This is a genomic window from Bradyrhizobium sp. LA2.1 (assembly GCF_040547725.1).
Classification (GTDB): Bacteria; Pseudomonadota; Alphaproteobacteria; order Rhizobiales; family Xanthobacteraceae; genus Bradyrhizobium; species Bradyrhizobium barranii.
Window position 1 is genome coordinate 49961 of the sequence record NZ_JBEPQI010000024.1, and the last position, 23396, is coordinate 73356.

At 63.3% G+C, this 23396-nt stretch carries 25 protein-coding genes; 13 read left to right on the forward strand and 12 right to left on the reverse strand.

Translation table 11 applies throughout. The features are described from left to right. Nucleotides 1-36: 36 nt before the first annotated feature. Entirely contained in the window at nt 37-1410 is a 1374-nt protein-coding gene (locus ABIB95_RS35180) for a hypothetical protein (protein WP_354246641.1), read from the forward strand. Between the two features lie 8 nt (nt 1411-1418). Here ABIB95_RS35180 and ABIB95_RS35185 read toward each other — a convergent pair whose 3' ends face one another. Beyond that, nucleotides 1419-2738, reverse strand: a complete 1320-nt coding sequence (locus ABIB95_RS35185) for a dicarboxylate/amino acid:cation symporter (RefSeq protein WP_354246423.1) — start codon at nt 2736-2738, stop codon at nt 1419-1421. A 181-nt stretch (nt 2739-2919) separates the two neighbouring features. Between ABIB95_RS35185 and map the strand changes: the two genes are divergently transcribed. Then, on the forward strand, nt 2920-3672 hold the full coding sequence (map, locus tag ABIB95_RS35190; protein ID WP_354246644.1) for a type I methionyl aminopeptidase: 753 nt from the start codon (nt 2920-2922) through the stop codon (nt 3670-3672). Between the two features lie 87 nt (nt 3673-3759). Here map and ABIB95_RS35195 read toward each other — a convergent pair whose 3' ends face one another. Then, nucleotides 3760-3981, reverse strand: coding sequence for a hypothetical protein (locus ABIB95_RS35195; RefSeq protein WP_028152899.1), 222 nt, complete (start codon nt 3979-3981; stop codon nt 3760-3762). A 365-nt stretch (nt 3982-4346) separates the two neighbouring features. Here ABIB95_RS35195 and ABIB95_RS35200 point away from each other — a divergent pair, with 365 nt between their 5' ends. Further along, on the forward strand, nt 4347-4529 hold the full coding sequence (locus ABIB95_RS35200) for a hypothetical protein (protein WP_028152900.1): 183 nt from the start codon (nt 4347-4349) through the stop codon (nt 4527-4529). A gap of 25 nt (nt 4530-4554) precedes the next feature. Here the strand turns inward: ABIB95_RS35200 and ABIB95_RS35205 are convergent, their stop codons facing one another. The 3 genes from ABIB95_RS35205 to ABIB95_RS35215 form a co-directional block, all read right to left on the reverse strand. Next, nucleotides 4555-5934, reverse strand: a complete 1380-nt coding sequence (locus tag ABIB95_RS35205) for a vWA domain-containing protein (RefSeq protein ID WP_354246425.1) — start codon at nt 5932-5934, stop codon at nt 4555-4557. A 5-nt stretch (nt 5935-5939) separates the two neighbouring features. Beyond that, a complete protein-coding gene (locus tag ABIB95_RS35210; protein ID WP_354115674.1) occupies nt 5940-6887 on the reverse strand; it encodes an AAA family ATPase in 948 nt (315 codons plus the stop codon). 146 nt (nt 6888-7033) lie between these two features. Continuing rightward, the gene (locus ABIB95_RS35215) at nt 7034-7231 is read right to left on the reverse strand and encodes a hypothetical protein (RefSeq protein WP_028152902.1); all 198 of its coding nucleotides are present in this window, start codon (nt 7229-7231) and stop codon (nt 7034-7036) included. A gap of 227 nt (nt 7232-7458) precedes the next feature. Between ABIB95_RS35215 and ABIB95_RS35220 the strand changes: the two genes are divergently transcribed. Beyond that, entirely contained in the window at nt 7459-8433 is a 975-nt protein-coding gene (locus ABIB95_RS35220; RefSeq protein WP_354246428.1) for a quinone oxidoreductase family protein, read from the forward strand. A gap of 39 nt (nt 8434-8472) precedes the next feature. On the opposite strand, the gene ABIB95_RS35225 is transcribed toward ABIB95_RS35220, so the two are convergent. Together ABIB95_RS35225 and ABIB95_RS35230 are read right to left on the reverse strand one after the other, a co-directional pair. Further along, nucleotides 8473-8748 (reverse strand): hypothetical protein, encoded by a 276-nt coding sequence (locus ABIB95_RS35225; RefSeq protein WP_247303352.1) that lies wholly within the window; start codon nt 8746-8748, stop codon nt 8473-8475. A gap of 99 nt (nt 8749-8847) precedes the next feature. Next, on the reverse strand, nt 8848-9456 hold the full coding sequence (locus tag ABIB95_RS35230) for a S24 family peptidase (RefSeq protein ID WP_028152904.1): 609 nt from the start codon (nt 9454-9456) through the stop codon (nt 8848-8850). A 166-nt stretch (nt 9457-9622) separates the two neighbouring features. On the opposite strand from ABIB95_RS35230, the gene ABIB95_RS35235 reads away from it, so the two are divergent. Both ABIB95_RS35235 and ABIB95_RS35240 read left to right on the forward strand, forming a co-directional pair. Then, complete coding sequence (locus ABIB95_RS35235) at nt 9623-10153, forward strand: GcrA family cell cycle regulator (RefSeq protein WP_354246430.1); 531 nt, start codon at nt 9623-9625, stop codon at nt 10151-10153. Nucleotides 10154-10191: 38 nt separating this feature from the next. Then, nucleotides 10192-10764: a hypothetical protein gene (locus ABIB95_RS35240; protein ID WP_063982039.1), complete on the forward strand. Its 573-nt coding sequence runs from the start codon at nt 10192-10194 to the stop codon at nt 10762-10764. A gap of 50 nt (nt 10765-10814) precedes the next feature. Here the strand turns inward: ABIB95_RS35240 and ABIB95_RS35245 are convergent, their stop codons facing one another. Next, complete coding sequence (locus tag ABIB95_RS35245) at nt 10815-11171, reverse strand: hypothetical protein (protein WP_028152906.1); 357 nt, start codon at nt 11169-11171, stop codon at nt 10815-10817. A gap of 689 nt (nt 11172-11860) precedes the next feature. Here ABIB95_RS35245 and ABIB95_RS35250 point away from each other — a divergent pair. Both ABIB95_RS35250 and ABIB95_RS35255 read left to right on the forward strand, forming a co-directional pair. Further along, on the forward strand, nt 11861-12046 hold the full coding sequence (locus ABIB95_RS35250) for a hypothetical protein (protein ID WP_063982041.1): 186 nt from the start codon (nt 11861-11863) through the stop codon (nt 12044-12046). 145 nt (nt 12047-12191) lie between these two features. Beyond that, nucleotides 12192-12533: a phasin gene (locus tag ABIB95_RS35255; protein ID WP_014493705.1), complete on the forward strand. Its 342-nt coding sequence runs from the start codon at nt 12192-12194 to the stop codon at nt 12531-12533. Between the two features lie 50 nt (nt 12534-12583). Here ABIB95_RS35255 and ABIB95_RS35260 read toward each other — a convergent pair whose 3' ends face one another. The 3 genes from ABIB95_RS35260 to ABIB95_RS35270 all read right to left on the reverse strand — a co-directional run bounded on the left by ABIB95_RS35260 (nt 12584) and on the right by ABIB95_RS35270 (nt 15614). Next, the gene (locus ABIB95_RS35260) at nt 12584-12760 is read right to left on the reverse strand and encodes a hypothetical protein (RefSeq protein ID WP_354246433.1); all 177 of its coding nucleotides are present in this window, start codon (nt 12758-12760) and stop codon (nt 12584-12586) included. Between the two features lie 78 nt (nt 12761-12838). Further along, on the reverse strand, nt 12839-13669 hold the full coding sequence (locus ABIB95_RS35265) for an alpha/beta hydrolase (protein WP_063982042.1): 831 nt from the start codon (nt 13667-13669) through the stop codon (nt 12839-12841). A gap of 148 nt (nt 13670-13817) precedes the next feature. Further along, nucleotides 13818-15614, reverse strand: coding sequence for a ShlB/FhaC/HecB family hemolysin secretion/activation protein (locus tag ABIB95_RS35270; protein WP_354246436.1), 1797 nt, complete (start codon nt 15612-15614; stop codon nt 13818-13820). Nucleotides 15615-15745: 131 nt separating this feature from the next. Here ABIB95_RS35270 and ABIB95_RS35275 point away from each other — a divergent pair, with 131 nt between their 5' ends. Together ABIB95_RS35275 and ABIB95_RS35280 are read left to right on the forward strand one after the other, a co-directional pair. Then, on the forward strand, nt 15746-16993 hold the full coding sequence (locus ABIB95_RS35275; RefSeq protein WP_354246439.1) for a FecR family protein: 1248 nt from the start codon (nt 15746-15748) through the stop codon (nt 16991-16993). Between the two features lie 62 nt (nt 16994-17055). Beyond that, nucleotides 17056-19800, forward strand: coding sequence for an EAL domain-containing protein (locus ABIB95_RS35280; protein WP_354246441.1), 2745 nt, complete (start codon nt 17056-17058; stop codon nt 19798-19800). A 19-nt stretch (nt 19801-19819) separates the two neighbouring features. On the opposite strand, the gene ABIB95_RS35285 is transcribed toward ABIB95_RS35280, so the two are convergent. Next, the gene (locus ABIB95_RS35285; RefSeq protein WP_071911781.1) at nt 19820-20080 is read right to left on the reverse strand and encodes a hypothetical protein; all 261 of its coding nucleotides are present in this window, start codon (nt 20078-20080) and stop codon (nt 19820-19822) included. 266 nt (nt 20081-20346) lie between these two features. Between ABIB95_RS35285 and rocF the strand changes: the two genes are divergently transcribed. From rocF to ABIB95_RS35300, 3 genes are all read left to right on the forward strand, one after another. Further along, nucleotides 20347-21324, forward strand: coding sequence for an arginase (gene rocF, locus ABIB95_RS35290; RefSeq protein WP_354246444.1), 978 nt, complete (start codon nt 20347-20349; stop codon nt 21322-21324). A 158-nt stretch (nt 21325-21482) separates the two neighbouring features. Then, on the forward strand, nt 21483-22754 hold the full coding sequence (gene soxC, locus ABIB95_RS35295; protein ID WP_354246446.1) for a sulfite dehydrogenase: 1272 nt from the start codon (nt 21483-21485) through the stop codon (nt 22752-22754). After that, the gene (locus tag ABIB95_RS35300) at nt 22741-23283 is read left to right on the forward strand and encodes a c-type cytochrome (RefSeq protein WP_354246449.1); all 543 of its coding nucleotides are present in this window, start codon (nt 22741-22743) and stop codon (nt 23281-23283) included. The genes soxC and ABIB95_RS35300 overlap by 14 nt, the downstream gene beginning before the upstream one ends. Nucleotides 23284-23396: the final 113 nt, after the last annotated feature.

Here is a 23396-nt window from a genome sequence, read left to right on the forward strand (position 1 = left end):
ATCACGGGGTCACGAGACATCAGCCGATTGACGCATATGAACAGCGACATCTCTTTTCCATCGCATCGTGAAAACCGGTTCTACCAGGGGATGGCTGCGACCTTCGTCGCCAACGCGCTTCAGGCGGTCAATTTTCTCGGTGATCGCTTCCTGAGACAATCGCATCATGCGTTGTCGGACATCGAGGATCTCTACCGGCACTCGATGGACAGTGCCTTTTCGGTGACCGAGGCCTTCCTCGTCACGGGGGCGCCACATGCTTCCGCCTATTACCCGCGCGACTTCGCCTGGTTTTATCCCGACGTTCTCGATCCCGAAACCATCATGGATTCGCAGGACGCAGTGCGCCGGGCGCGCCTGCTCGAAAAGAGCGTTCGCCTGCTGCTGGAGGCGGTTCGCGCCGACGTGGTCACGACGACGATCGTTCCTGCGGGGCGCGGGCGGTACCTCGGCGTGAATTATTTCTCGCGGCCCTCGGACACGCTGCTCGGCATTCTCGCCGGTCTCCAGCAGATGATTGGTGCCGACGAGAGAGCGTCATCCTATCTGGCGATGTCGCAATGCGCACATGCCGGCCGCCTGCTGCTGGCCGAATATGGCGTCGACCTGAAGCGCGCGATCCTCCGGCTTGCGAGTGAGCTTGAGCCGTTCGACGCCGACGGTACCAGGTATTTGCTGTGCGATGCCGGCGGACCTCGCTCTGCGGCAACGGATACGCGGGCCGAGCGCAGGCGCTTCGTCACCAACGCCTGCGTCTACACGACGTTCGTGTGGGGCGTGCAGCTCGGGATCGTCGACGAGAACGAACTGAAGCGGCTGCTCGGTCGCGACCTTGCGCAGTACAAGAGAGATCTGCTCCGCTTGTTCGGCAAGGACGGCTATATCAGGCATTCGCTTGACGGCCCGGCGGGCGCACCGGTGTCCTTGGTGGCCCTGGATTTCGTCAGCGTGCATCGCGGCTTCTGGGACATGAACGATGCTAGCGAGCGGTCGCTGTTTGCGGCTACGACGGATCTGATCATCGCCGAGCCGCGCTTTCGCATCCCCAGCACGTTCCACTTCCTGGTGTCCGCGGATAATCCACGGAACAAGATGATCCACAAGATCGCGGCGCCGGCCTATCAGGGGCGTTCGTCGTGGCCGACATTCAATGTCGAATTCGCGGATCGGATGCTGGATTTTGATGAAGCCTCAGGGAGCGATACCTATCGGGCTTGCGCGCAGGGGATATTGAAGGACATTCGGACCGCGACCGAGGTCCATGGCGGCTATCAGGAGCTGATCTCGGAGCAGGGGCTCAAGTATCGCACCTGGGCCTATAAGGGCGCCGTGGCGCACTCCTGGTTTCCGCGCTTCCTGTCGGTCTGGAGGAGGGCGTATGGAACGCCGCTCCTCCAGTGGAATGATTGATCCGCGGCCTATCCCGCGGTCACGTCCACCAGTTCGCCGCCCTCCAGCACCTTGGCCGCCTTGGCGCGGTCGAGATCGCCTTCCCAGGCGGCCACCACCACCGTCGCCACGCAATTGCCGACGAGGTTGCCGACCGCGCGGGCCATGCCGATGAACCAATCGACCGACAGCACCAGCACGAGGCCGATGGCGGGAATGCTCGGCACCGCGTTGAGCGTCGCGGCCAGGATCACGATCGCCGAGCCCGGCACGCCGTGCGCGCCCTTCGACGTGATCAGCGAGACGCCGAGCACCAGCAGAAGGTCGCCGAAGGACAGCGGCGTGTTGGTCGCCTGCGCTATGAAGACGACGGCGAGCGTCAGGTAGATCGAGAAAGCGTCGAGGTTGAAGGAATAGCCGGTCGGGATGACGAGGCCGACGACGGAATCCTTCACGCCCATCCGCTCCAGTTTCTTCATGATCTGCGGCAGCACGGCATCGGAGGACGCGGTCGCGAGCACAATGGTCAACTCTTCGCGCAGGTAAGCGAGGAATTTGAGGATGTTGATTCCGGCGAGCGCCATCACGCCGCCGAGCACGCCCAGCACGAAGATGCCGACCGAGACGTAGAACAGCATCACCAGCGAAACGAGCTGCTTCAGCGAGCCGACACCGTATTTGCCGACGGTATAGGCGACCGCGCCGAGCACGCCGAGCGGCGCGACCCGCACGATCAGCCCCATGACCCGAAACAGCACGGTGGAGGCCGCGTCGATGATCGATGTGACCAGCGCGCCCTTCTCACCGCCGACGAGCGCAAGGCCGACACCGAACAGGATCGCGAAGAACAGCACCTGGAGCACGTCGTTGCGCGACAGCGCATCGAAGGAGGTGCTGGGGATCACGTTCATCAGGAAGGCGCCGATGCCGCCGCCGGACAGCTTGTGCGCGTTGTCGGCATAGGTGTTGAGCGCCTTGGCGTCGAGCGTCGAGGGATCGATGTTCATGCCGTGGCCGGGACCGAAGAGATAGGCGAGCAGCAGACCGACCACGAGGGCGACCGTCGTCATCACCTCGAAATAGACCAGCGCCTTGACGCCGACCCGGCCGACCTTCTTGAGGTCGCCGGCACCGGCAATGCCGTGCACGACGACGCAGAACACGATCGGGGCTACGATCATCGAGATCAGCTTCAGGAAGGCGTCGCTGAGGATCTTGAGCCCGATGGCGAAGTCCGGAACGGCCATCCCCAGGATGACGCCAAGCACCAGCGCGGCGAGGACCTGGACGAACAGCGAGGTGTAGAGCGGCTTCGGCTCGGCGGTAGGTGCCGCGGTGATGGTCGACATGGTGGACTCCCCCGGTTTGACGCGTCTTGGACGTCAAAAGGGGCAACAACCGTGCCAGATTGTCGCGGCTTGGTCCTGGAAGTCATCCAGGGCGCCGCATAATCGGGGATTCTTGTGCGCGCTCTTCCGTTTGCAAGTCGGCATCGCAACAGCTATGTCCCGGCTTTCGCAAGAGCCTGATATGACAATCTCGAATGAGAACGATCTGATCTGCCTGAAAGAGGTCGGGCGTATCGTCGCCAATGCCCTTGAGGGGATGGGGAAGGCCCTCGAGCCCGGCATGACCACCGCGGAACTCGACCGGATCGGACGAGCGCTCCTTGAGGTCGCCGGAGCGCGTTCGGCGCCGGAACTGGCCTATGCCTTTCCTGGCGCAACCTGCATCAGCGTGAACGAAGAGATCGCTCATGGCATCCCGGGTGCCCGGCGGATCGAGCGTGGCGACCTCGTCAACATCGACGTCTCGGCCGAGAAGAGCGGCTTCTTTGCCGATACGGGAGCCTCGTTCGCCGTTTCGCCCGTGACCCGTTCGATCGAGCGTCTTTGCAGGGATGGTCGGCGGGCGATGTGGACGGGCCTGCGGCAGGTCGGAGCCGGCAAACCGATTGCCGGCATCGGTCAGGCCATCGGGACGTTTGCGCGGAAAAACGGCTACATGCTCGTCAAGAACCTAGCCAGTCACGGTGTCGGCTTGTCGCTCCACGAGGAGCCGACGGAGATCGCGACATGGCTCGATCGCTCCGAGCGCCGCATCATGAGCGATGGCCTGGTGTTCACCGTCGAGCCGTTCCTGTCGCTTGGCGCGGAGTGGGCCGAGAACGGTGATGACGATCCATGGACGCTCTACAGCAGCCCCGAGGCGCCTACCGTTCAGTACGAGCACACGGTTGTCGCAACCCGAAATGGACCTTTGATCGTTACCTTGGCGGGTTGAGGTCGTCCCCGCGACGCGCTGTCAGCGGGAACGCAAGAGATTGTTTTTCAGGCGATCACGCAGAGCCGTTGCGGGCGGACAGTCTCGTCACGCCACGAGATCCAGTAGCCGGCACGATCCGCGCACCAGCACCTTGCGTCCGGTTGGCGTCATCGAAGGTACGCCGTCATTGACAACAACGAGACCGAGCTTGACGAGACCTTCGACGAGATAGGCCTTCGAGAGGCGACCATTCGACACGGGGTTGCGAAGCGCTTTCAGCGCTTCCCATTGGTCCGGCGAAAGATCGAAGTCGATGTCGTTGCTCATGTTGCCTCAAGCGATAGTCCAAGTTCGCGAGCCCCTGTTAGCGGCACCGCATGAACACCATGCGACGACAATGAGTCGGGAATTCGGTAAGCTGTTTAGAACCTCTCTTCACGAATTGCCGCACGTCATTGCGCCACAACAGTTAAGATCGTTCGCGCACGAAAATCGTCCCGGTCTCCGATCACTAATTGATGATGTGCGCTTGATCGTGCGGCGAGAGTTACCGCAGTGCACGGGAAGCATCACTGTCCCATTGCGCGTCGCGATATGCACAGAAATCGTGAAGCGAGGGCGATTGGACTCTGACTGGACTCTGCTACGTTGATTCGCAGGGGATTGGCTTCACACGACAGGAGTGTGAGTGCATGAACAGGCTGATGGCAATTCGCAGTCAGGAATTCCTCTGCCGAGAGCGGGCGGCGCTGGATTCGGAGCGACGGGCGTTCTGGCTCGCGCAGGCCCAGGAATGGGAGCAGCGCGCGCTCGACGAAATTGCGCATCACTTTCGGGAGTGCAACCTCGTCCAGGCCGAGCTGACTGCCGCCTGACGCCAGCGGCGGACGTGATTGCCGTCTACTGATAAGTCGCCACGATGTCGGATACGGCGCGCTCGAGCTGCTGTGCGGTGGCGCATTGGCGCACGACAGTGCAGAAGGTCGCGTAGCGCGGCATCTCGGAATCACCGAAGCCCCAGGCGAGCCGTCCTTCGGGATTGAGCCAGACCACGCGCTTCGAGCGTTCGGAGATGCGGCGCAGGATGTCGGCGCGCGGGTCGAGATTGTTGCTGCGGGCGTCGCCGAGCACGATCACCGTGGTCTGCGGCGTCAGCGTGCTCATAAACTCCTTCTCGAAATCGACGAGCGAAGAGCCGTAGTCGGATGAGCCGAAGCCGACCTTGGACATGATCTCGGCCATCGCCTCTTCCGGCGACTTCTTCTCCAGGATCTCGCTGACCTCGATCAGATGCGAGGAGAAGGCGAAGGAGTGGACGTCGTCGACCACCTCGTGCAGCGAGTGGATCAGGAGCAGGAAGAAATCGGAGACCTGCGCGACCGAGCCTGAGACGTCGCAGATGGCGACGATCTTCGGCCGGTCGCGGTGCTTGCGCTTCCACGCGGTGAGGAAGGGCACGCCGCCCCAGGCCGCGTTGCGGCGCAGTGTGCGGCGGACGTCGAGATGGCCGCGGCGCTGGCGCTTGCGCGGCTTCGAGTAGCGCTCGCGCAGGCGCCGCGCGATCTGGCGGATGAGCGCGCGCATCTCCGCGACCTGGCGCCGCTCGATGCGGGCGAGAGGCGCGTTGCGCAGGATCTCGTTGCGGAGGTTTTCGGCCTCCTCGCGGGCATAGAGCGCAAGGCCTTGCGAGACCGTGTCGCGGACTGCTTCGCGCAACGCGTCCAGCGCGCCGCGCAGACGCTCGGCCAGCGACGGATTGGTCGCGGTGAGCGCGTCGAGATCGTCGCGCAGGCGCTGAAGGCCCATGGCGTCGAGGATGCGGCTGGAAAAGATCCCGCGCTGAGTCGAATAGCGGATGTCGGACAGCGAAGCCGCACCGGAAGCGCTGGCGATCGCGGCTGCGATCGCGTTGCGATCCTGCGACAGCAGCATCTGCGCAAGCGGGCCTAATGCTTCGGAAGCCTGGCCTTCGCCTGCTTCACTGGCCGAGCCGGGTGAGGGGGTCTGATCCGCGTCCTGCGATGCGTCGTCGTTGTCGTCGGCCTCGGGTTGATCCTGCCGCGGCTCTGGTTGGCTGAAGAAGAGATCAAAGCAGTCGCCGAGGGCGAGCTTCTCGTCCTGCGACTTGGCGAGCGTCAGGAGCAGCGCATCGCGCAGGATGGCCCGGTCGGAAAAGCCGACCTGCTTGACCGCGCGCATCGCATCGATGCTTTCGGCGGGCGAGACATGCACGCCGGCACCGCGCGCCGCTCGAAAGAAACGATGAAGGTTCTCGCGCATCGGCGTCAACCGAAGACGTTGGACCGTGCCGCCTTGGCAATAAAGGTCGTAATCTGGGGCTGAGCCGCCTCGATATCGGCCTCGTATTTCAGGAGCACATTGAGCGTGTCCTTGACGATCTCCGTATCGAGCTCCGAGGCCTGAAGTAGAACCAGAACGCGCGCCCAGTCGATGGTCTCACTGACCGAAGGCAGCTTCTTCAGGTCGAGCGAGCGGATCTCGTGGATGAAGCCGACCATCTGCCGGCGCAGCGCCTGCGAGATGCCGGAGACGCGGCTCTCGACGATGCGTTCTTCGAGCCGCTGCTCGGGGAAGCCGATATGCAGATGCAGGCAGCGCCGCTTCAGGGCGTCGCCGAGGTCACGCTCGCTGTTGGAGGTGAGGATCACCGTCGGCGGCGTGATCGCCGCGACCGTGCCGAGCTCCGGGATCGTGACCTGGAAATCGGAGAGGATTTCCAGCAGCAGCGATTCGAATTCAGCGTCGGACTTGTCGATCTCGTCGATCAGCAGCACGCAGCCGCCCGGCTGCTCCAGCGCCTGGAGCAGCGGCCGCGGCTCGACGAACTCCTTCGAGAAGAACACGTCGCCGAAATCGTGGAGCTGATTGAGTGCGTCATGCAGCGTCTGCGCGCCGCCGAGGACTTCGCCGAGCTTGTCCTTGAGGATCTGGGTATAGAGAAGCTGCTTTGCGTATTTCCACTCGTAGAGCGCCTTGGCCTCGTCGAGGCCCTCGTAGCATTGCAGGCGGATCATCTTCATGCCGCGCCAGGCGGCAATGGCCTTGGCAAGCTCGGTCTTGCCGACGCCCGCGGGGCCTTCGACCAGAATCGGCTTCTCGATCTGCTGCGACAAATAGACGGCGGTCGCGATCTGCCGGCTCGCGATATAGCCTTGCGCGGCGAGGCCGCTCTCCACTGCCTCGATCGAGGTCGAGGCCTTCTGTTCAGCCACGAAAGGGCGCTCCCAAAGGTCTTGCTTGAGGCTTGTTCTGCCTGCGTTCCCGGCAAAGAACAAGCCTCGTTTGGGACGGCCTGACCCGCGCAGAACGTCGCTTTTTCCGTTCAGCGCAAATACTTAAGCGATGGCTGATCGTGCGGTCAGTGCCGCAGCTCCGGCTTGCGGATGGTCTGCCGGACTTCCGCGCCGCAGTCCGCGCATTCATAGACGAAGTCGATCCTGGCAAGGCCCCAATGCGGTTCGACCTCGCGGACGTACATCGGCAGGAACCCCATGCAGGCGGGACAAATTACAGGCGCGATTTCGATGTCCTGATGATGCTGTACATAAGCTGGCATCTCGGCTCTCCTTCGCAGGCGACCACCAAACCCCGCGAAAAGGCTACTGCCGGAACGCGCCGGTGCCGTCATCAACTCTTTCGAACAGAGGCGGAACGGCAGGCGTTTGTCGTTCGCTGTGACATTCTTGTTACGTCTCTGTACTGTAACGGGCCGACCGAATTCCTATTTCACAGGCCGATCCGTTTTCCACGGACCTTCACTGCAACAATAAGGGAGCAACGCCCATGACGCATGCCATTCGCTTTCACAAGACCGGCGGTCCTGAAGTCCTGGTCTGGGAGGAGGTCAGTGTCGGCAAGCCCGGACCTGGCGAGGCGCGCATTCGCCACACGGCGGTCGGCCTCAACTTCGTCGACATCTACAATCGCTCCGGCGTGTATCCGGCACAATTGCCGAGCGGTCTTGGCAGCGAGGCGGCCGGAATCGTCGAGGAAGTCGGCTCGGGTGTCACCGATCTGAAGCCCGGCGATCGCGTTGCCTATGGTGCCTCGCCGCTCGGTGCCTATGCCGAGGCGCGGCTGATCCCGGCCGACCGGCTGTTGAAGCTGCCTGATGGTGTCGATGACAAGACCGCGGCGGCCATGATGCTGAAGGGGCTCACCACCCAATATCTGATCCGGCAGACCTATCGCGTGAAGGCCGGCGACACCATCCTGCTCCATGCCGCGGCCGGCGGCGTCGGTCTGATCCTGAGCCAGTGGGCAAAACATCTCGGCGCGACAGTGATCGGCACCGTCAGCAGCGACGAGAAGGCAAAGCTCGCCAAGGCACATGGCTGCGATCATGTGATCATCTACACGCGCGAGGATTTCGTGAAGCGCGTCGACGAGATCACGGGCGGCAAGAAGGTGCCGGTGGTCTATGATTCCGTCGGCAAGGATACGTTCCTGAAGTCGCTGGATTGTCTTGCGCCGCTCGGTGTTGCCGCGCTGTTCGGTGCGTCCTCCGGCGCTGTCGAGCCGCTCAATCTCGGCCTGCTCGCGCAGAAGGGCTCGCTCTACGTCACCCGTCCGACGCTGTTCACCTACGCTGCCAAGCGCGAGGCCCTGGTCGCGATGGCGAACGAGCTGTTCGACGTCGTGAAGTCCGGCGCGGTCAAGATCGAGGTGCACCAGACCTACCCACTGAAGGATGCCGCCAAAGCGCATGCCGATCTCGCTGCGCGCAAGACCACGGGATCAACCGTTCTCACGGTGTGATATCCGGCCGGGCAGTGACGCAGGCCGTTTGGGCCTGCGTCAGGTCTTCTCGTGCTTACGCAGGTCGCGGTCGTGATCGAGACGGATCGCCTGGAGGTCGACTTCTTCAGGCGGAACCTGGGGGAGGGCGGCCTCGGTCAGGATCGCCTCGGTCACGTCCTCGACCGCATTCTCCGCGATTTCGTGGATGAACGAGATGTTTCGATATTCACCCGAGGCGACGCGGGAGATGACCTCGCGCCTTGTGATTTCGGGATCGACGACCGCCTCGCGTCCGCGCCGCCCATAGTCGATCATCACGACGAAATACTGCATGAAACGATCCTGCCGCGCCCCGTAGCCGGGAGCGCGGCAGAGTATTTTCGAAAAACAGAATTAAGTCAAGGGTGATTTCCAAAAATCGGAAATCGACCTTTATTTGCTCTTCTTGCGAGGGCGTGCCGATTTGGCGCGCAGCCGCTCGAGTTGGCCCTTGGGCATGGACAGGCAGATCTCGCCGACCCACTCGAGCTTGACGCCGACGATCGGCTTGGCGTTGAAGCTGTTGAGATTGACGACGGAGGGAGTTTTCCCGCGTTCGATGGTCTTCAAATAGCGTTCACCGGTCTTTAGCCGGACCACGGCCTCTTCACCGTAGAAGCTCGACAGCGGATGGCGCTGGTCCTTGTAGACGACGATCACGTCGCCGCTCTCGTATTTGGGCAGCATCGAATCGCCGACGATCTCGAAGGCGACGGTCTCTTCCATGATCGGGAACGGCAGCGCGATATCGCCGAGGCCTTCCGGGGGAACCTGTTCATAATCGGGCTCGATCACAGCGCCGGCCCCGACGCGGCCCATGATCGGCGCGAGATTGAGCTCAAGATATTCCATGATCGGAATGATTTCGGACGCCTTCACCAGGCGTTCGCCGCCCAGGATCTCCGACACCGCGCCCGGCCGCACGCCCATGGCCGCCGCCAGGCCGCCCTTGCTCTTGCCCGTCTTCTCCAGGCCCCGCTCGATCATTGCAACGTCCAACATGGTGATTCCCTCGATTGCCCATCGTCCCGCCTCTTGTAATCCGAAATTCGGAATTGATGCAATTATGAATATCAGAATTGTCGCTTGACAGTTGCTTCGGAATACCGGAATGTAGGATCCGCCTCGCGATCGAACGATCGGAGGAGGCGCATCACAGGACAGCAGCATGGAACCGGGTCATTGGCCGTCGGAGCACTCCGACGCGCTTCGCGACTATTTTCTCAAGGGAATGTCTTATGCGGAGATCGGAAGACAGATAAACGGAAGGTTTGGAACGGCTTACACACGCAACGCGGTGGCCGGCCGCGCCAAGCGGCTTGGACTCGCGGCGCCGGCGCGGATGACGAGTCCATCGATCGTGCCGTCCTTGCCGTCAGGAGCCTGTCTCATCGGGCCGCCCCGTGCGGCGGTGCCGAACCTGAACTCGCCACCGAAATCCGCAATGAAACCCGCGCGGGTCAAGTTGCGCTGTGTCGGCGTCCAGCCCCGCTTGGTCGCGCTAGGCGAACTCGGGCGCGACGACTGCCGCTATCCCTATGGTGGCGACAAGGACGGGGAGGGGATCGCCTTCTGTGGCCATCCGCGCCAACCGGGCTCCAGCTATTGCACGCCGCATGCCTGCCTGACGCGAAGGTCTGAGGCTGCGTCCGCTCGCGCCGCCGGTCCCGTCGTCCTGAGGCTGATCTCTGCCGCCTGACGGGACCGCTATTCATTCAATTTGCGAGGAGTATCCGGGTGGCAGGTGCACGACGTAACAAGTCCTACAGATTGACTGGAATCTACGATCGGCGCTCGCGCGAGGTGCCGTTCAATGCCGAGGTGGCGGAGGTCGAGGTCGACAATCCGCTGGCGCTCGATGCCGGCGAGAAGATCGTCGCCGTCCGCTCGATCCGCGGCGATCCGCTCGGCCGGTTGCACGCGCATCACCAGATCGACGAGGCGCAATATCGCGGCGGGCGCGCCTTCCAGAACGACTGGGAGAGGGCGGAGCGCGGGCCCCAGGCGGTGGACCCGACGCGCGAATATGTCGATGGCACGCGCTCGCGCGAGCCCGTCACCGAGGACCAGCGCCAGGCCGTGCTGCGCCTCAACCGGGTCGAGCGCGAACTCGGTACCGATGGCGCCGCGCTGGTGCACGACGTCCTGGTGCTGGGGCTGACCATGGATCAGATCGGGGAGCGGCGCGCTGTTCGTACCCAGCGCTGGAACGACTATTTCGCGCGGCGCTTTCGCGAATGCCTGGACCGGCTGGCGCTGATCTACGGCTTTGCGACGGAAGGCCGGGCTCGGCGCGCCAAGCAGCGTTGAGAGTAGTGGTGCGCCTGCGGGTCTCGCCGCAGGCGCGCCTGGGCCGCTTGTTACGGATGCGGCACGATCTGGTAAGGCGTCGTGTAGGGCTCGACACGGAGAGACGCGTTGGCCAAGAGCCCGATCTTCGCGGTCGGCGCCTGTTGCAATTCACCGTTCGGGCCGCGATGCACGTTGTACTGCCAGACCGTGAGATCGCCCTTCTGCGCCAGCGCGTGCGCAACCGCGCTCGCATCATTGCCGCCGAGCGCCTGGAGCTCCTCCGCCGACAATCCGACGACGATTTCGTCCTTGATGGTGACGATCTTGAACAGATTCATCCTGGTCTCCTGCGCCCATGCGCCTTGTATCGAGAAAGTGAGAAGCGCGATCGCGCCGCCCTTGATGAGATCGCAGCGGGAAAGCATGCTGTCGTCCTTTGGTGCTGAGGCGCGCCCGAATCGAGAAGTCCGTCAGCCATGGCGCCCGTGGTCTGCGTGGCCGCTTCGCAACCGCTTGGTCGTTCCACCTTGAACGACGGTTCATTGGCGGAGATATCTTCGGACCGATAAACCCTGGTGCGGGGAACCGCGTCCGAGCCGAGCAGCCCAAGGGGGCTACACTGGCGGACGGATCAAGACGCTGCAGGCCGGCTGCGAGGCTCGACGTTCATTTCGCCGACGATACAACCGCCGAGGTCGGACTCAACAATTACGTGTATACGCCGAGGAAGCTTTAATCTGGCCTCATTCACACCGGAAACACGGCGAAACGCCGCACCGATTGACAGCGACCGAGGCCGTGTGCGTGAGTGATGCCACTTCTTGACGCAGGTGGGTGACGACGGTCCATATTCCTGTTATCCGGAATTGCCGTGGTGCGATGCGGACGAAGCATCGCTACGGCGACGGATGGGCTTGCCGGAAGGGTTGTTTCTTGACATAATTGCAACCTGTTCGGTTGAGCCAGTCCGTATGGACATGTGGTTCAGAGTGTTAACCCACCGGGTGCCCCGGCCGAGATCTCAGGGTCACCATGGCGTCCGGTCATGGTGTTCGGTTCTCGAGCGAGACCTCGACGTCTGATCACGAGGGCCGATGCTTGTCATAGGTGCGAGATGAAAAACCTCAATTTCGCGGCTGAACTGCACCTTAAGCTCGGCGCGCCTGCGAGCAGCACCGTTGAAAGTCTGCGCCTGCTTCGCGCGTTCCTGAAGCTCGGGCCTCGACAGCGTTTCGAGGTCATCAAGCTGGTCGAAGACCTCGGCACCGAAGAAACCCTTCCCGAGCACCCCCTGTCCTGACCCCCGGCCGCGCGCCGGCCTTACGCCTCGTCCCTCGTTTTCCTGCCGGAGCGGACCGCCCGGCGACGTTTGTCCCCCAGGCTGCCGCTGGAATGCGGTCCGGCAAGTGTGGTATTCAGTTGGGAAAACGGGGAGGAGTATGACCATGATCGAACCGAAGCTCGAAGTCCCGGCCGAACTGCGCGACCTGGCCGAAAAGACGATCGACCAGGCGGAACAGGCATTCGGCATGTTTTTCGAAGCTGCCACCAAGTCGATGACGTCGGTTCCCGGAGCGGGTACCGAAGTGTCCAAGCAGGCGCTCGCGTTCACTGAGCAGAACATGAAGTCGGCGTTCGAGCACGCGCGCAAGCTCGTGCATGCCACCGACCTTCAGGAAGCGATGCGAATCCAGTCCGACTTCCTGCGCAGCCAGTTCACCAGCGCCGGCGACCACATGCGCCAGATGACCGGCAGTTTCATGCAGCCCGGCAAGGGAAAGTCCTGAGTTCCAGTGTGCGCCGCGTGCCCGCAAATTGATCCTGCGTGATGCCGCGCTCAGCCGCAGCACGATCCTGGAAATTGCGAGAGATCGATGCGGGCGATGATCGACCGCAGCAGCTTGCGGGTTGCACGATAGAGATGCCGTGCGATTGCCGGTGTCCTCGCAGCTGGCAGGCCAAGGCCTGCCGTCTCGAGACGTTTCGCATCAAGGCTTTCGATGGAGTGCGACACGTGCCTCTCCGGGATGGTGAGGCCCTTCCTATCGTCGCCGCCCTGGAGCTGCCTTGATCTGCCGCAAAGGGGGCCCGGCTAGTAGTCGCCGGGGTTCATGATCATCGGGCTTCTGGTGTCAGCCGGCGCGAGCGAGCTGCTGGCACTGTCACGTAGGAAGCGGTCGAGTGTCGCCTGGATCTTCTCCTTGACCGCATCGGGACCGCGATCGCTCATCTCGGTGTGCTGAGCACCGGTATGGACGATGTCGATGCCGCGCGCTTTGGCCTCTTCAGGCGTCGGCAGCACGCCCGGGTCGGTTTGGAAATGCGGATCCTTGGAGCGGAACGACAGGATCTTCAGGTTGTCGCTGAGCACGAAGGGCACCCGCAGATTGTCGAGCGTGATCACCTTCGACACGATCTCCGGGTGCTGATGGGCGACATACATCGAGACGTCGCCACCGTTGGAATGGCCGACGAGGGTGATGTGGTCGTAGTCGGTGTTTTCCTGCCGTCGCTTCAGTTCGGCCAGGGCGAAAAGGATGTTGGCCTCGCAGCGGATATAGACCTCGCGCCGCCCGACATATTGCTGACCGACATGGGTCATCAACGGCGGATCGCTCGGCAGGTCCTGCTGGATGCTGGCAACGAGATAACCGCGCGCCGCGAGCACGTTGGCGAGGAAGGAATACTCGGTCGCCTTGACGGTGTTGCCGTTGCTGATGATGGCGAGCGGGAGCTTCCAGAGCCCGAGATTGGCCTTGGTCTCGTAGTCGCGCCGCACCGCGATCTCGACCGAGATCGGCCGTTGGCGCGAGGCATCGAACAGGGTCAAAATCTCATGTCGGATCGCGAACCGGCTGACCACGAAATACTGGCCGACGCCGAGCACGCAGAGAAAGGCCAGGATTGCAAACACCCTCTTCATGGTTCCGTCCCAATCACTTTCGACTGAAAATGGTCATTGCAAGCCCCCGGATCGAGCGATCGTGAGCAGGTTACGGGATTAAATTTAGGCAAGTCTGTGAGCAAGGCCGCAAAAGGGCCGCATGCCGGGTGTGCTCAAAGCGCGGCAGCTAGAGGCAGCCGCCCAAGCCGCGTTCGGGGCAGAGCCGGAATGCGCTCGAGAGGGTGAACAGGAAGCGTGGGCTGCGGCGCTCGTTGTCTGGCGCCCGGTAGCTCAAGGGGACGGCTACGCCGAGATCGGCTTGAAGATCATCCGGCAGAAAGAACCGCACGCCGGCTCCGGCCGATGTCAGCGACAGGCCGTCGCTGAGGCGGTAGCCGTCGTTCCAGACTGCGCCGGCGTCGCCAAAGGCGTAGAGCTGATAGCCGGTCCAGTAGCGGAAATTGAGCTTCTGGTCGAAGCGCAGCTCGAGCGAGCCGGCAAGACCGTTGTCGCCGCTGATCTCGGCTGCGCCATAGCCCCGACCGAAAGCCGCGCCGCCGAGATAGAATTGCTGCGAAATGAACAGCGGCCGCGATGCCGTCTGGCTGGCGGCCGACAGCTTGAGCGACCAGGCGTCGTTGAGGGCCTGGTAGCGCGTGAACCAGAGGTTCAGCACCGAGAAGTTCGACGCGGCGCCGTCGCGCGAGAGCAGATCGTCGTCGAAATGCGAGGCACCGAAGATGTCGAGACCTTGGCGGTAGGTCAGCGTCGCGAAATTGGTGCCGCCGAAGCGATCCTGGAGCCGGTAATCGGCGGTCAGGCTCGCGGTCCTGATGTGGTCGTTGTACCAGGGGCCGTAAAGATCGTGCTCGGACACGTTGCTGAAGGTGCCGGCCAAGGTCAGCGTCAACGCCGATGATTGCGACATGAAGGGCACGGTGCTTGCCCGCAGCTCGAACGCCTCTGTCGTGGTGATGTCGCTGTCGAGGCGGCGGGCGTCACCCGGCCGGACCGCGCTGTACAGGACGGAAGCGCCGAGGCGCACGCCATCGACGCCGACGGGCGCGTCATAGGATAGTCGCGCAAAGCCAAGCTCACGCGGGTCGTTGGCAATCGTCGACAGGTTGACCGCCAGCGTATCGCCGGGCGTGAGGTAGGAGTTGAAAGCGCCGGTCGCGTAGGTCTGCCACGGGCCGACCGACGATGAGCCCAGATTATCCACGCCGAACGACGAGAAGACGTGCCAGGTTTTCAAATGGACGATGAGGCGAAAGCGGCCGGTGGCACCGCCGATCTCCTCGAGCGCGGTGTCGGTGATCCGGATGCCCGGCCCGCTGTTGATGAGGAAGAGCTGACGCTCGAGCGTTGCCAGGCGCGACGGCTGCTCGGCGAGAACCGGCCCCAGCATCGGCCTCACGCCAAACTGCTCGGCGCCGTCGCCTTTCAGCTCGGCCTGCACGATGGCGCCTTCAATCACCTGGATCCGGACGCGACCGTCGGCGATGTCCTGCGGCGGCACGATCGCCCGGCTCAGATGAAAGCCGTCTGCGCGGTAGAGATCGCTGATCGCGCCGGCGATCGCGGCGAGGTCGGCTTGCGAGACCTTCTTGCCGAGATAGGACTGATAGGCTGCGGTGATGCGATCGCGGGGAATGGCTTGGGCGCCGCTGACATCGATCCCGCGCAACACGAATTGTGGTTTCGTATCCCCGCCTGTGTTGGGCCGGCCGACCGCCGGCAGCGTGACCGGAGGACGGCTCAGCGATTCCTGCTCGGTTTGGTTTTCAAAGTATTTCTCGGGCTGCCGCGGATCGAAGCCGGGCTGGTTCGCCTGTTGAGCGAACGCCTGCGAAATTCCCGTGAAAATCGGTGCCGCCAGCACCAGTGCCATAAGGAGATGCCGCTTCTCAATGCGCGCAACGAGCCGCTCCCCGTAGTTTAACGGAGCAGTGCACAAGAGCCGGTAAGAGTTCGTTAGCTGCATGATTTTTCTTAGTTTTTTATGGTCAATGATTGGTTAATGCAGCCATTGGACTTGCCGGTTCCCGCTAATTCTCTCTTGAGTGATTTCGGATACGCCTCAGGACTGGCTGTAATGCGGGACTGAGGATCGTGATGCTGGGCAGAGTTGGAATGCGGTGCGCCTTTGTGGCCGCGCTGATCCTTGGTACGGCCTCGTTCGCATCTGCCGCGGACGATGGCGTCTGGTCAGTCAGCAAGTCCTCGGGTGAGGTCTGGCTTGCCGCCAACGGCGCGCAGCCTGTGTCATTGACCCAGGAAGGGACGCTGAGGGCCGGTGATACCATTCGCACCGGACGCAACGGACGCGTGCTACTCGTCCGCGGCGAGGAATCGATTTTGATCTCCCCGAACTCGGTGGTCGGTTTGCCGGCCGAGAAGAAGGAAGGGCTCTCGACCACCATCATCCAGCAGGCGGGTTCGATCCTGCTCGAGGTCGAGAAGCGCAACGTCAAGCATTTCGAGGTCGAGACGCCGTATCTCGCCGCCGTGGTCAAGGGAACGCAATTCAGCGTCACCGTGAATGCTGGCAGCACCAAGGTCGGCGTGCTCCGCGGCCAGGTTGAAGTCTCCGACTTCAAGTCCGGACAGATCGCACAGGTCATGCCGGGACAGGCCGCCACCTCCTTTGAGCACGGCAAGCCCGGCCTCAGCCTGAGTGGTGCCGGCACCTTCAATCCGATCGAGCACGGCAAGCCGCGCGCCTCGACGATCGAGCGAGTCCCGGTGCCGAAATCGGGCCTGTCGGCACCGCGCAATGCGGCGAGTGGCCATGCGATCCATGCGCTCGGTCCGATCGACAAGGGGACCAAGGCGGCCGGCGCGCCGGCGCAATCGCATCAAGCGGCCGGCGGTCAGGCGCCCAAAGGCGGCGTCGTGCGCATCTCCAGTTCGCTCGGCGAGGTCAAGCTGAACATCCACAAGGTCACGAACGGGCTCGCCCACGGCGCCGTGACAACGGGGCACGTGCGCAACGCGAACGCCAGCACCGGGACCGAGACGGTCTGGAGCGATACGAAGGCGAGCACGACGACCACGGCCGCCAACAGCTCCAACGTCACGGCGGTTACGGTGAGCAGCAGTGCACCCGCGGCCAGTGCCACGTCGACGTCGTCAAACACGACGACGACTGTTGCGACCACCTCTGGTTCGACCAGCGATGTGTCCGGCGGAAGCTCTGGGAGCGCAAGCAACGGGACTGGCGCGACCAGCAACGGAAGCGGTGGCACCGGCAATAATGGCAACAACGGCAACGGGAACAGCGGAAACGGGAATAACGGCAGCAACGGTAACGGCAATCATGGCCACCACTACGGTTGGTATTGGGGCAAAGGCCATCGCTAGGACCGTGTCGTCGGTATAGGGGGAGCGCCTGGCGGCAGGGACCGCCGGTGCAGGGGAGCAAAGTGAAACGTCATCGGCCGCATATTCTCGTCATGATCGCGCTTGCGGTCGTGCTGTCCACGGGGTGGCACGGCGCGCTTCGCAACGCGCTCACCGATCTGCGCTTCGCCTGGCAATCGCGTACGGCCAGCGGCAATGTCGTCGTGGTGGCCATCGACGCCCCCTCGATCGACCAGATCGGGATATGGCCCTGGCCGCGCCGGCTCCACGCGGAACTGTTGCACAGGCTCGAGGCGGCGGGGGCACAGGACGTCGCCTTCGACGTCGATTTCAGCACACCATCGGATCCGGCCTCAGACGAAGCCCTCGTCACCGCGCTTCGGGAGGTCGGCGGTTCGACGATCCTGTCCTCCTTCAAGCAGCCGACGCCGAATGGTGGCGCGGTTCACATCAATCGTCCACTGAAGCCGTTCAGCAACCAGTCGTGGCCGGCCGTCGTCAATGTTGCGATCGAGTCCGACGGGCTCGTGCGCCGCTATCCGGTCGGAGAGAAGCTTGGCGATGCCGTGATGCCGTCGATGGCCGTCGTGCTGGCCGGGCAGGATGCCAATCGGCGGCCACCCTTCCTGATCGATTTCGGCATTCGTGCGGCCTCCATCCCAAGTGTCTCCTATTTTGACGTGCTGCGCGGCGATGCGGCGACCTTGGACAAGCTGAGAGACAAGAAGATCATCGTCGGTGCTACTGCCCTCGAACTGGGCGACCGGTTCAGTGTTCCCAACGGCAAGATCGTCTCTGGGCCCGTCCTCCAGGCCCTGGCGGCGGAATCGATCCTCCAGAACCGGATGCTGCGCTGGACGTCCGATGTCGGCATGATCATTGGCTTGGGCCTGATCTGCCTGGCGATGATGTATTCGTGGCGCCGTTCCGCACCGGGCGTCCGTGTCACCATCCTCGTCGCCGCAGGAGCGGGCGTGGAACTTGCCGCTGCCCTCGTGCAGGCAAGCTGGCCGCTCATCATCGACACGTCGCTGTTTCACATTGCGATCATTGCCTATCTGACGGCGATTGCACTCGACGAGATCGATTTCCGTAGTCTCCTGGGACGTATTGCCGAGAGCCGCTTTCATCGTATCGCGATGTCGCTCGGCGACGGTCTGATCTGCACCGACGAGGATCACCGGATCACGGTGTGGAATCCGGGCGCCAGCGCGATCTTCGGCTACATGCCGACCGAAATGATCGGACGTCCGTTCGAAACGCTCTGTGCGGAGCCCGCCGGCGGTGGCGCAAAGGCATTTGCCATGCGCGATGCTGCGCGCCAGGCGCTGTTGGTGCCCGGCGGTGCCGTCGTCGTCGAGTTCCAGGGGCGGCGGAAGAACGGCGAGACGTTCCCGGTCGAAGCGAGCTTTTCGGGCTGGCAGGGCACGGACGGCTTCCAGTACGGAGCGATCCTGCGCGACATCTCGGTCCGCAAGCGCGAAGCCGAACGCGTCAGGTATCTCGCCGAACATGACGCGTTGACCGGTCTTGCCAACCGCAACATGCTGCATGCGAGCCTCGCCAATCTGATCGCCGCGGCGGAGCCGCGATCGTCCGACGTCGCGCTGCTTGTGCTCGGCCTCGATGGCTTCCAGCAGATCAACGACATGCTTGGACATTCGGCCGGCGACCTCGTGCTGCGGGCCGTCGCGGAGCGCCTCCGGACCAAGGTCGGTGGCAAGGCGGTCGTAGCCCGGCTCAGCGGCGACGAGTTCGCCATCGCGCTTGATTGTACGGAGGCTGGCGAGCCGATTGTGGAGTTTGCCGAGCGAATCGCGCGCGCGTTCGAAGCGCCGCTCGCAACGGGCGCGCGCCAACATCGCGTCAGGATCAGCATCGGCGTCGCCGTCTATCCGGAAGGTGGGCACAACGCCGACGATCTTCTCGGCAATGGTCATCTGGCGCTGAGCAAGGCAAAGATGACGCGGCGCGGCAGCCACGTGATCTTCGAGAGTGCGATCAGGCAGGAGCTGGAGAACCGGCTGACGCTGGAGAGCGAGCTGGCGCTTGCCGCGGATCGCGGCGAGTTCGAACTGTTCTACCAGCCACAGGTTCGGCTGGTCGACGGCAGCTTGCTCGGGGCCGAAGCGCTCATCCGTTGGCGGCATCCCGCGCGCGGCTATGTCTCGCCCGGGGAATTCATGCCGGTGGTCAACACCTCGTCCCTGTCCGAGCGGATCGCGAACTGGGTGATGGAGACCGCCTGCCGGCAGGCGCGAGCCTGGGAATTGTCCGGAAACAGCGTGCGCGTCGCGATCAACCTCTCGCCGTCGCAGCTCGAGTCCGGCGACCTCGCGCATTCCGTTGCGGCGCTGCTCGCGGAGACGGGGCTCACGCCATCGCTGCTCGAGCTCGAAGTCACCGAGGATATCCTGCTGCATGACGAAAGCCACGTGCTCGACATGTTCGAGAGGATCCAGCAGCTCGGCGTCCGCGTTCTGTTCGACGATTTCGGCACGGGCTATGCGAGTCTGAGCTATCTGAAGAAGTTTCCGCTCGACGGGCTCAAGATCGATCGGTCGTTCGTGCTTGACCTGCTCGCCGATTCCGACGACGCCGCGATCGTCGGCTCGACCATCGGTCTCAGCAAGCAGCTCGGGCTCACTGTCGTGGCGGAAGGCATCGAGAACCGTGCCACGGCCGACTTCCTGGTCAGCATGGGATGCGAGGAAGGGCAGGGATATTTCTTCGGCCGCCCGATGCCTGCCGAGGCGTTCGAGAGGCAATTCCTGCCGGCTGAACTCGAAGCCGTCAGCGCGGCCTGAACCGCTTCAAGTCCGACCGCTAGCGCCGGCGTGCGACGGCCACGCCAAAGAGGAAGGCGACGAACAGGCTGGCCAAGGGCGCTTCGCGCGTGATTGCCGCGACTGTCGCGAGCGGCCGGCCGGGTTTTCGTGCTTCGTCGATTGCGGCAGTGAGGCGATCGACCGCGGCGTGCAGGCCGCCTGCCACCTCGCCGATGGTGCGGGACACGTCGGTCGCGGCGTCGATGGCACGCTCGGCCATGCCGGGCGGGGGATTGGGCTGCGGTATGTCCGTGCTCAAGATCGCGACCTCCGGAATTGGCGAAGAGATGGAGGCCGGCACCTTTGGCTATCCGCGCGTGCGCTCGTTTTGAACAGCGGGTCGAGAGACCTTTGGCTATCCGCGACAGGCGCCGTTTTGAACGGCGGATGCCGGCCCTGTAAACAAAATGCGGCGTCCGGGAATTTGTTCCGGGCGCGCGAGCCCTTTCGTCCCGTAATCCCGGGAAACGACAGATGCGAATCTCTGTTAGGCTGGCGGAGGCTTGCTGATCTCAGGAGATTGCCGTGACCGATCGGATCATGACGGATCAAGGCCGGCGCATCGCCTTGCTTGGCGCGCCCATCGACATGGGAGCTTCGCAGCGCGGCACATTGATGGGCCCCGCAGCACTTCGAACAGCCGGCCTTGCGCCACTGCTCGAAGGCCTTGATTTCGAAGTCATCGATTACGGCGATCTCTCGGTGGCGGAGGTCAGGGACCTCGCTGACAGGCCGCCCGAAAAGGCCAATCACTATCGCGAAATCCAGCGCTGGACGCGTCTGCTGAGCCGCAGAGGCCATGAGATCGCGCAGACCGGGGCGTTGCCGATCTTCCTCGGCGGCGATCACACATTGTCGATGGGCTCGGTGAATGCCATGGCGCGCCACTGGCAGGAGCGCGGACGCCAGCTGTTCGTGCTCTGGCTCGACGCCCATGCCGATTACAACACGCCCGAGACGACGATCACCGCCAACATGCACGGCATGTCGGCGGCGTTCTTGTGCGGCGAGCCCGGCCTCGACGGATTGCTCGGCGATGATCCGCGCGCCTCGATTGATCCCGACAGGCTGGACCTGTTCGGCGCGCGTTCGATCGATAAGCTCGAAAGGGAATTGATGCGCACACGCCGGATCAGGGTTGTCGACATGCGTCAGATTGACGAGTTCGGCGTTGCTGTGCTGATCCGGCGCGTCATCGAGCGCGTCAAGGCGTGCGATGGCGTGCTCCATGTCAGCTTCGATGTCGATTTCCTCGATCCGTGTGTGGCGCCGGGAGTCGGCACCACGGTGCCGGGCGGAGCGACCTATCGCGAGGCGCATCTGATCATGGAGCTGCTTCATGATTCAGGCGTGGTCGGATCGGTCGACATCGTCGAACTCAATCCGTTCCTGGACGAGCGCGGTCGCACCGCGCGCACTGCGGTCGAGCTGATCGGTAGCCTGTTCGGACAGCAGATCACCGACCGCCCGACGCCGAGTAACGCGATCGCACCAGGCGAGTGACGCGGAGAGCTGTTTTGCATCGCGAAGAACGGAATGGCTGTCGGGGCTGGCTGATCTAGACCAGTCCTGGTCGAAATCGCCTGTTTTTGAAATATGTGCGGATTGCAAACGCCCTTCGCGGAGGGTTTGATGCGGGTCGCGCTTCGGGAGGATCCGCAATGAGCAGCACGATCGACGCCGCCGGAAAATCCGCGAGAACATCACGCCGTCGCTTCCTGCAGGTCGGCACCGCGGTGGCGGGTGGCGCCGTTCTGGGCGCTGGTACGTCGGCCGCGGCGGAGACGGACAACCTTCCGCCCAACATTCCCGAATGGATGAAGGCGCCGGGCGAGCCGATGGGAGCTCAGCCCTATGGCGCGCCGTCACCGTTCGAGAAGGGCGTCGTCAAGAACATCTCGAAGACTCTCAAGCAGTACATATCGGCCTCAAGCCGGACGCCATTGCAGGAGCTCGACGGCATCATCACGCCGAATGGACTGTTCTACGAGCGGCATCATGGCGGTGTTCCGACCATCGATCCGGCGCAGCATCGGTTGATGCTGCACGGCCTCGTCGAACGGCCTCTGATCTTCACGATGGACGATCTCAGGCGCTTCCCGTCGGAGTCGCGCATCCACTTCCTCGAATGCTCCGGCAATCCCGGTTACACCAAGCCCTATGGCAAGACGGCATCGGACCTCGTGGGTCTGGTGAGTTGCGCCGAATGGACCGGCGTGAGCCTGAAGCTGGTGCTCCAGGAGGCCGGATTGAAACCGGACGCCAAATGGGTCGTCGCCGAAGGCGCTGACGCCGCCGCGCTGACGCGCAGCATTCCGATCGAGAAGTGCCTCGAGGACGCCCTTCTGGTCTACAGCCAGAACGGCGAGCGGTTGCGTCCGCAGCAGGGCTATCCCTTGCGGCTGTTCCTGCCGGGCTTCGAAGGCAATATGAGCGTGAAGTGGCTGCGCCGCCTGCACGTGACCGCGGAGCCCACTTATTCGCGCGAAGAGACCTCGAAATACACCGATCTCTTGCCCGACGGCACGGCGCGCGAGTTTTCCTTCTACATGGAAGCGAAGTCAATCATTACGCGCCCCTCGGGCGGTCATCGCCTGAGCGCGCCCGGCTTCCACGAGATCACCGGCATCGCCTGGAGCGGACATGGCAAGATCAAGCGTGTCGAGGTGTCGGTCGATGACGGCAAGAGCTGGCAGGACGCGCGATTGCAGGAGCCGGTGTTGACGCGCGCCCTCACGCGCTTCCGCCTGCCTTGGCAATGGGACGGCAAGCCAGCCGTGATCCAGAGCCGTGCCGTCGACGAGACCGGCTATGTGCAGCCGACGCTGGCCGAGCTGCTCGCGGTGCGCGGGGAGAACTATTTCTACCACAACAACGCGATCTGGCCCTGGCGCATCGCGGCCGACGGCGAGGTGACCAATGCGCTGGCGTGAGACCTGCGGCGTTGCCGTCGCAATCGCGCTGGGTGCCTTCGCGAGCGAAGCGCAGGCGCAAAGCCCTTATGGCATCGGTCGCCCTGCGACGGCTGCGGAGATCGCGGGCTGGAATATCGATGTCGGACGTGACGGCCGCAATCTACCGCAGGGAGGCGGTTCGGTCAGCCATGGGCGCGAGGTGTTCGCCCAGCAATGTGCCTCCTGCCATGGCGATAAAGGCGAGGGTGGCTTGGGTGACCGGCTCGCCGGTGGGCAGGGCACGATCGGGACCGCCAAGCCGATCCGCACCGTCGGCAGCTATTGGCCTTATGCGCCGACGCTGTTCGATTATATCCGCCGCGCCATGACGCAGAACGCGCCGCAGTCGCTGAGTGACGAGGACGTCTATGCGGTGTCCGCCTATATCCTGAACCTGAACGGGCTGGTGGGAGCCGATGCGACACTCGATGCCAAATCGCTTTCGGCTGTCAAAATGCCGAACCGCGACAGCTTCGTCGGCGATGCGCGCCCGGACGTGAAAAAGTGATCGTATCGGGACGATCAGTTCCGCGCAGTGGCTCGGAACTTGCTTAAGCGAAGCGCGGAACTCGCAGGATGCGTTTGAGTTAACCCGCGAGAGGAAACAGCACGGGTCCTTCG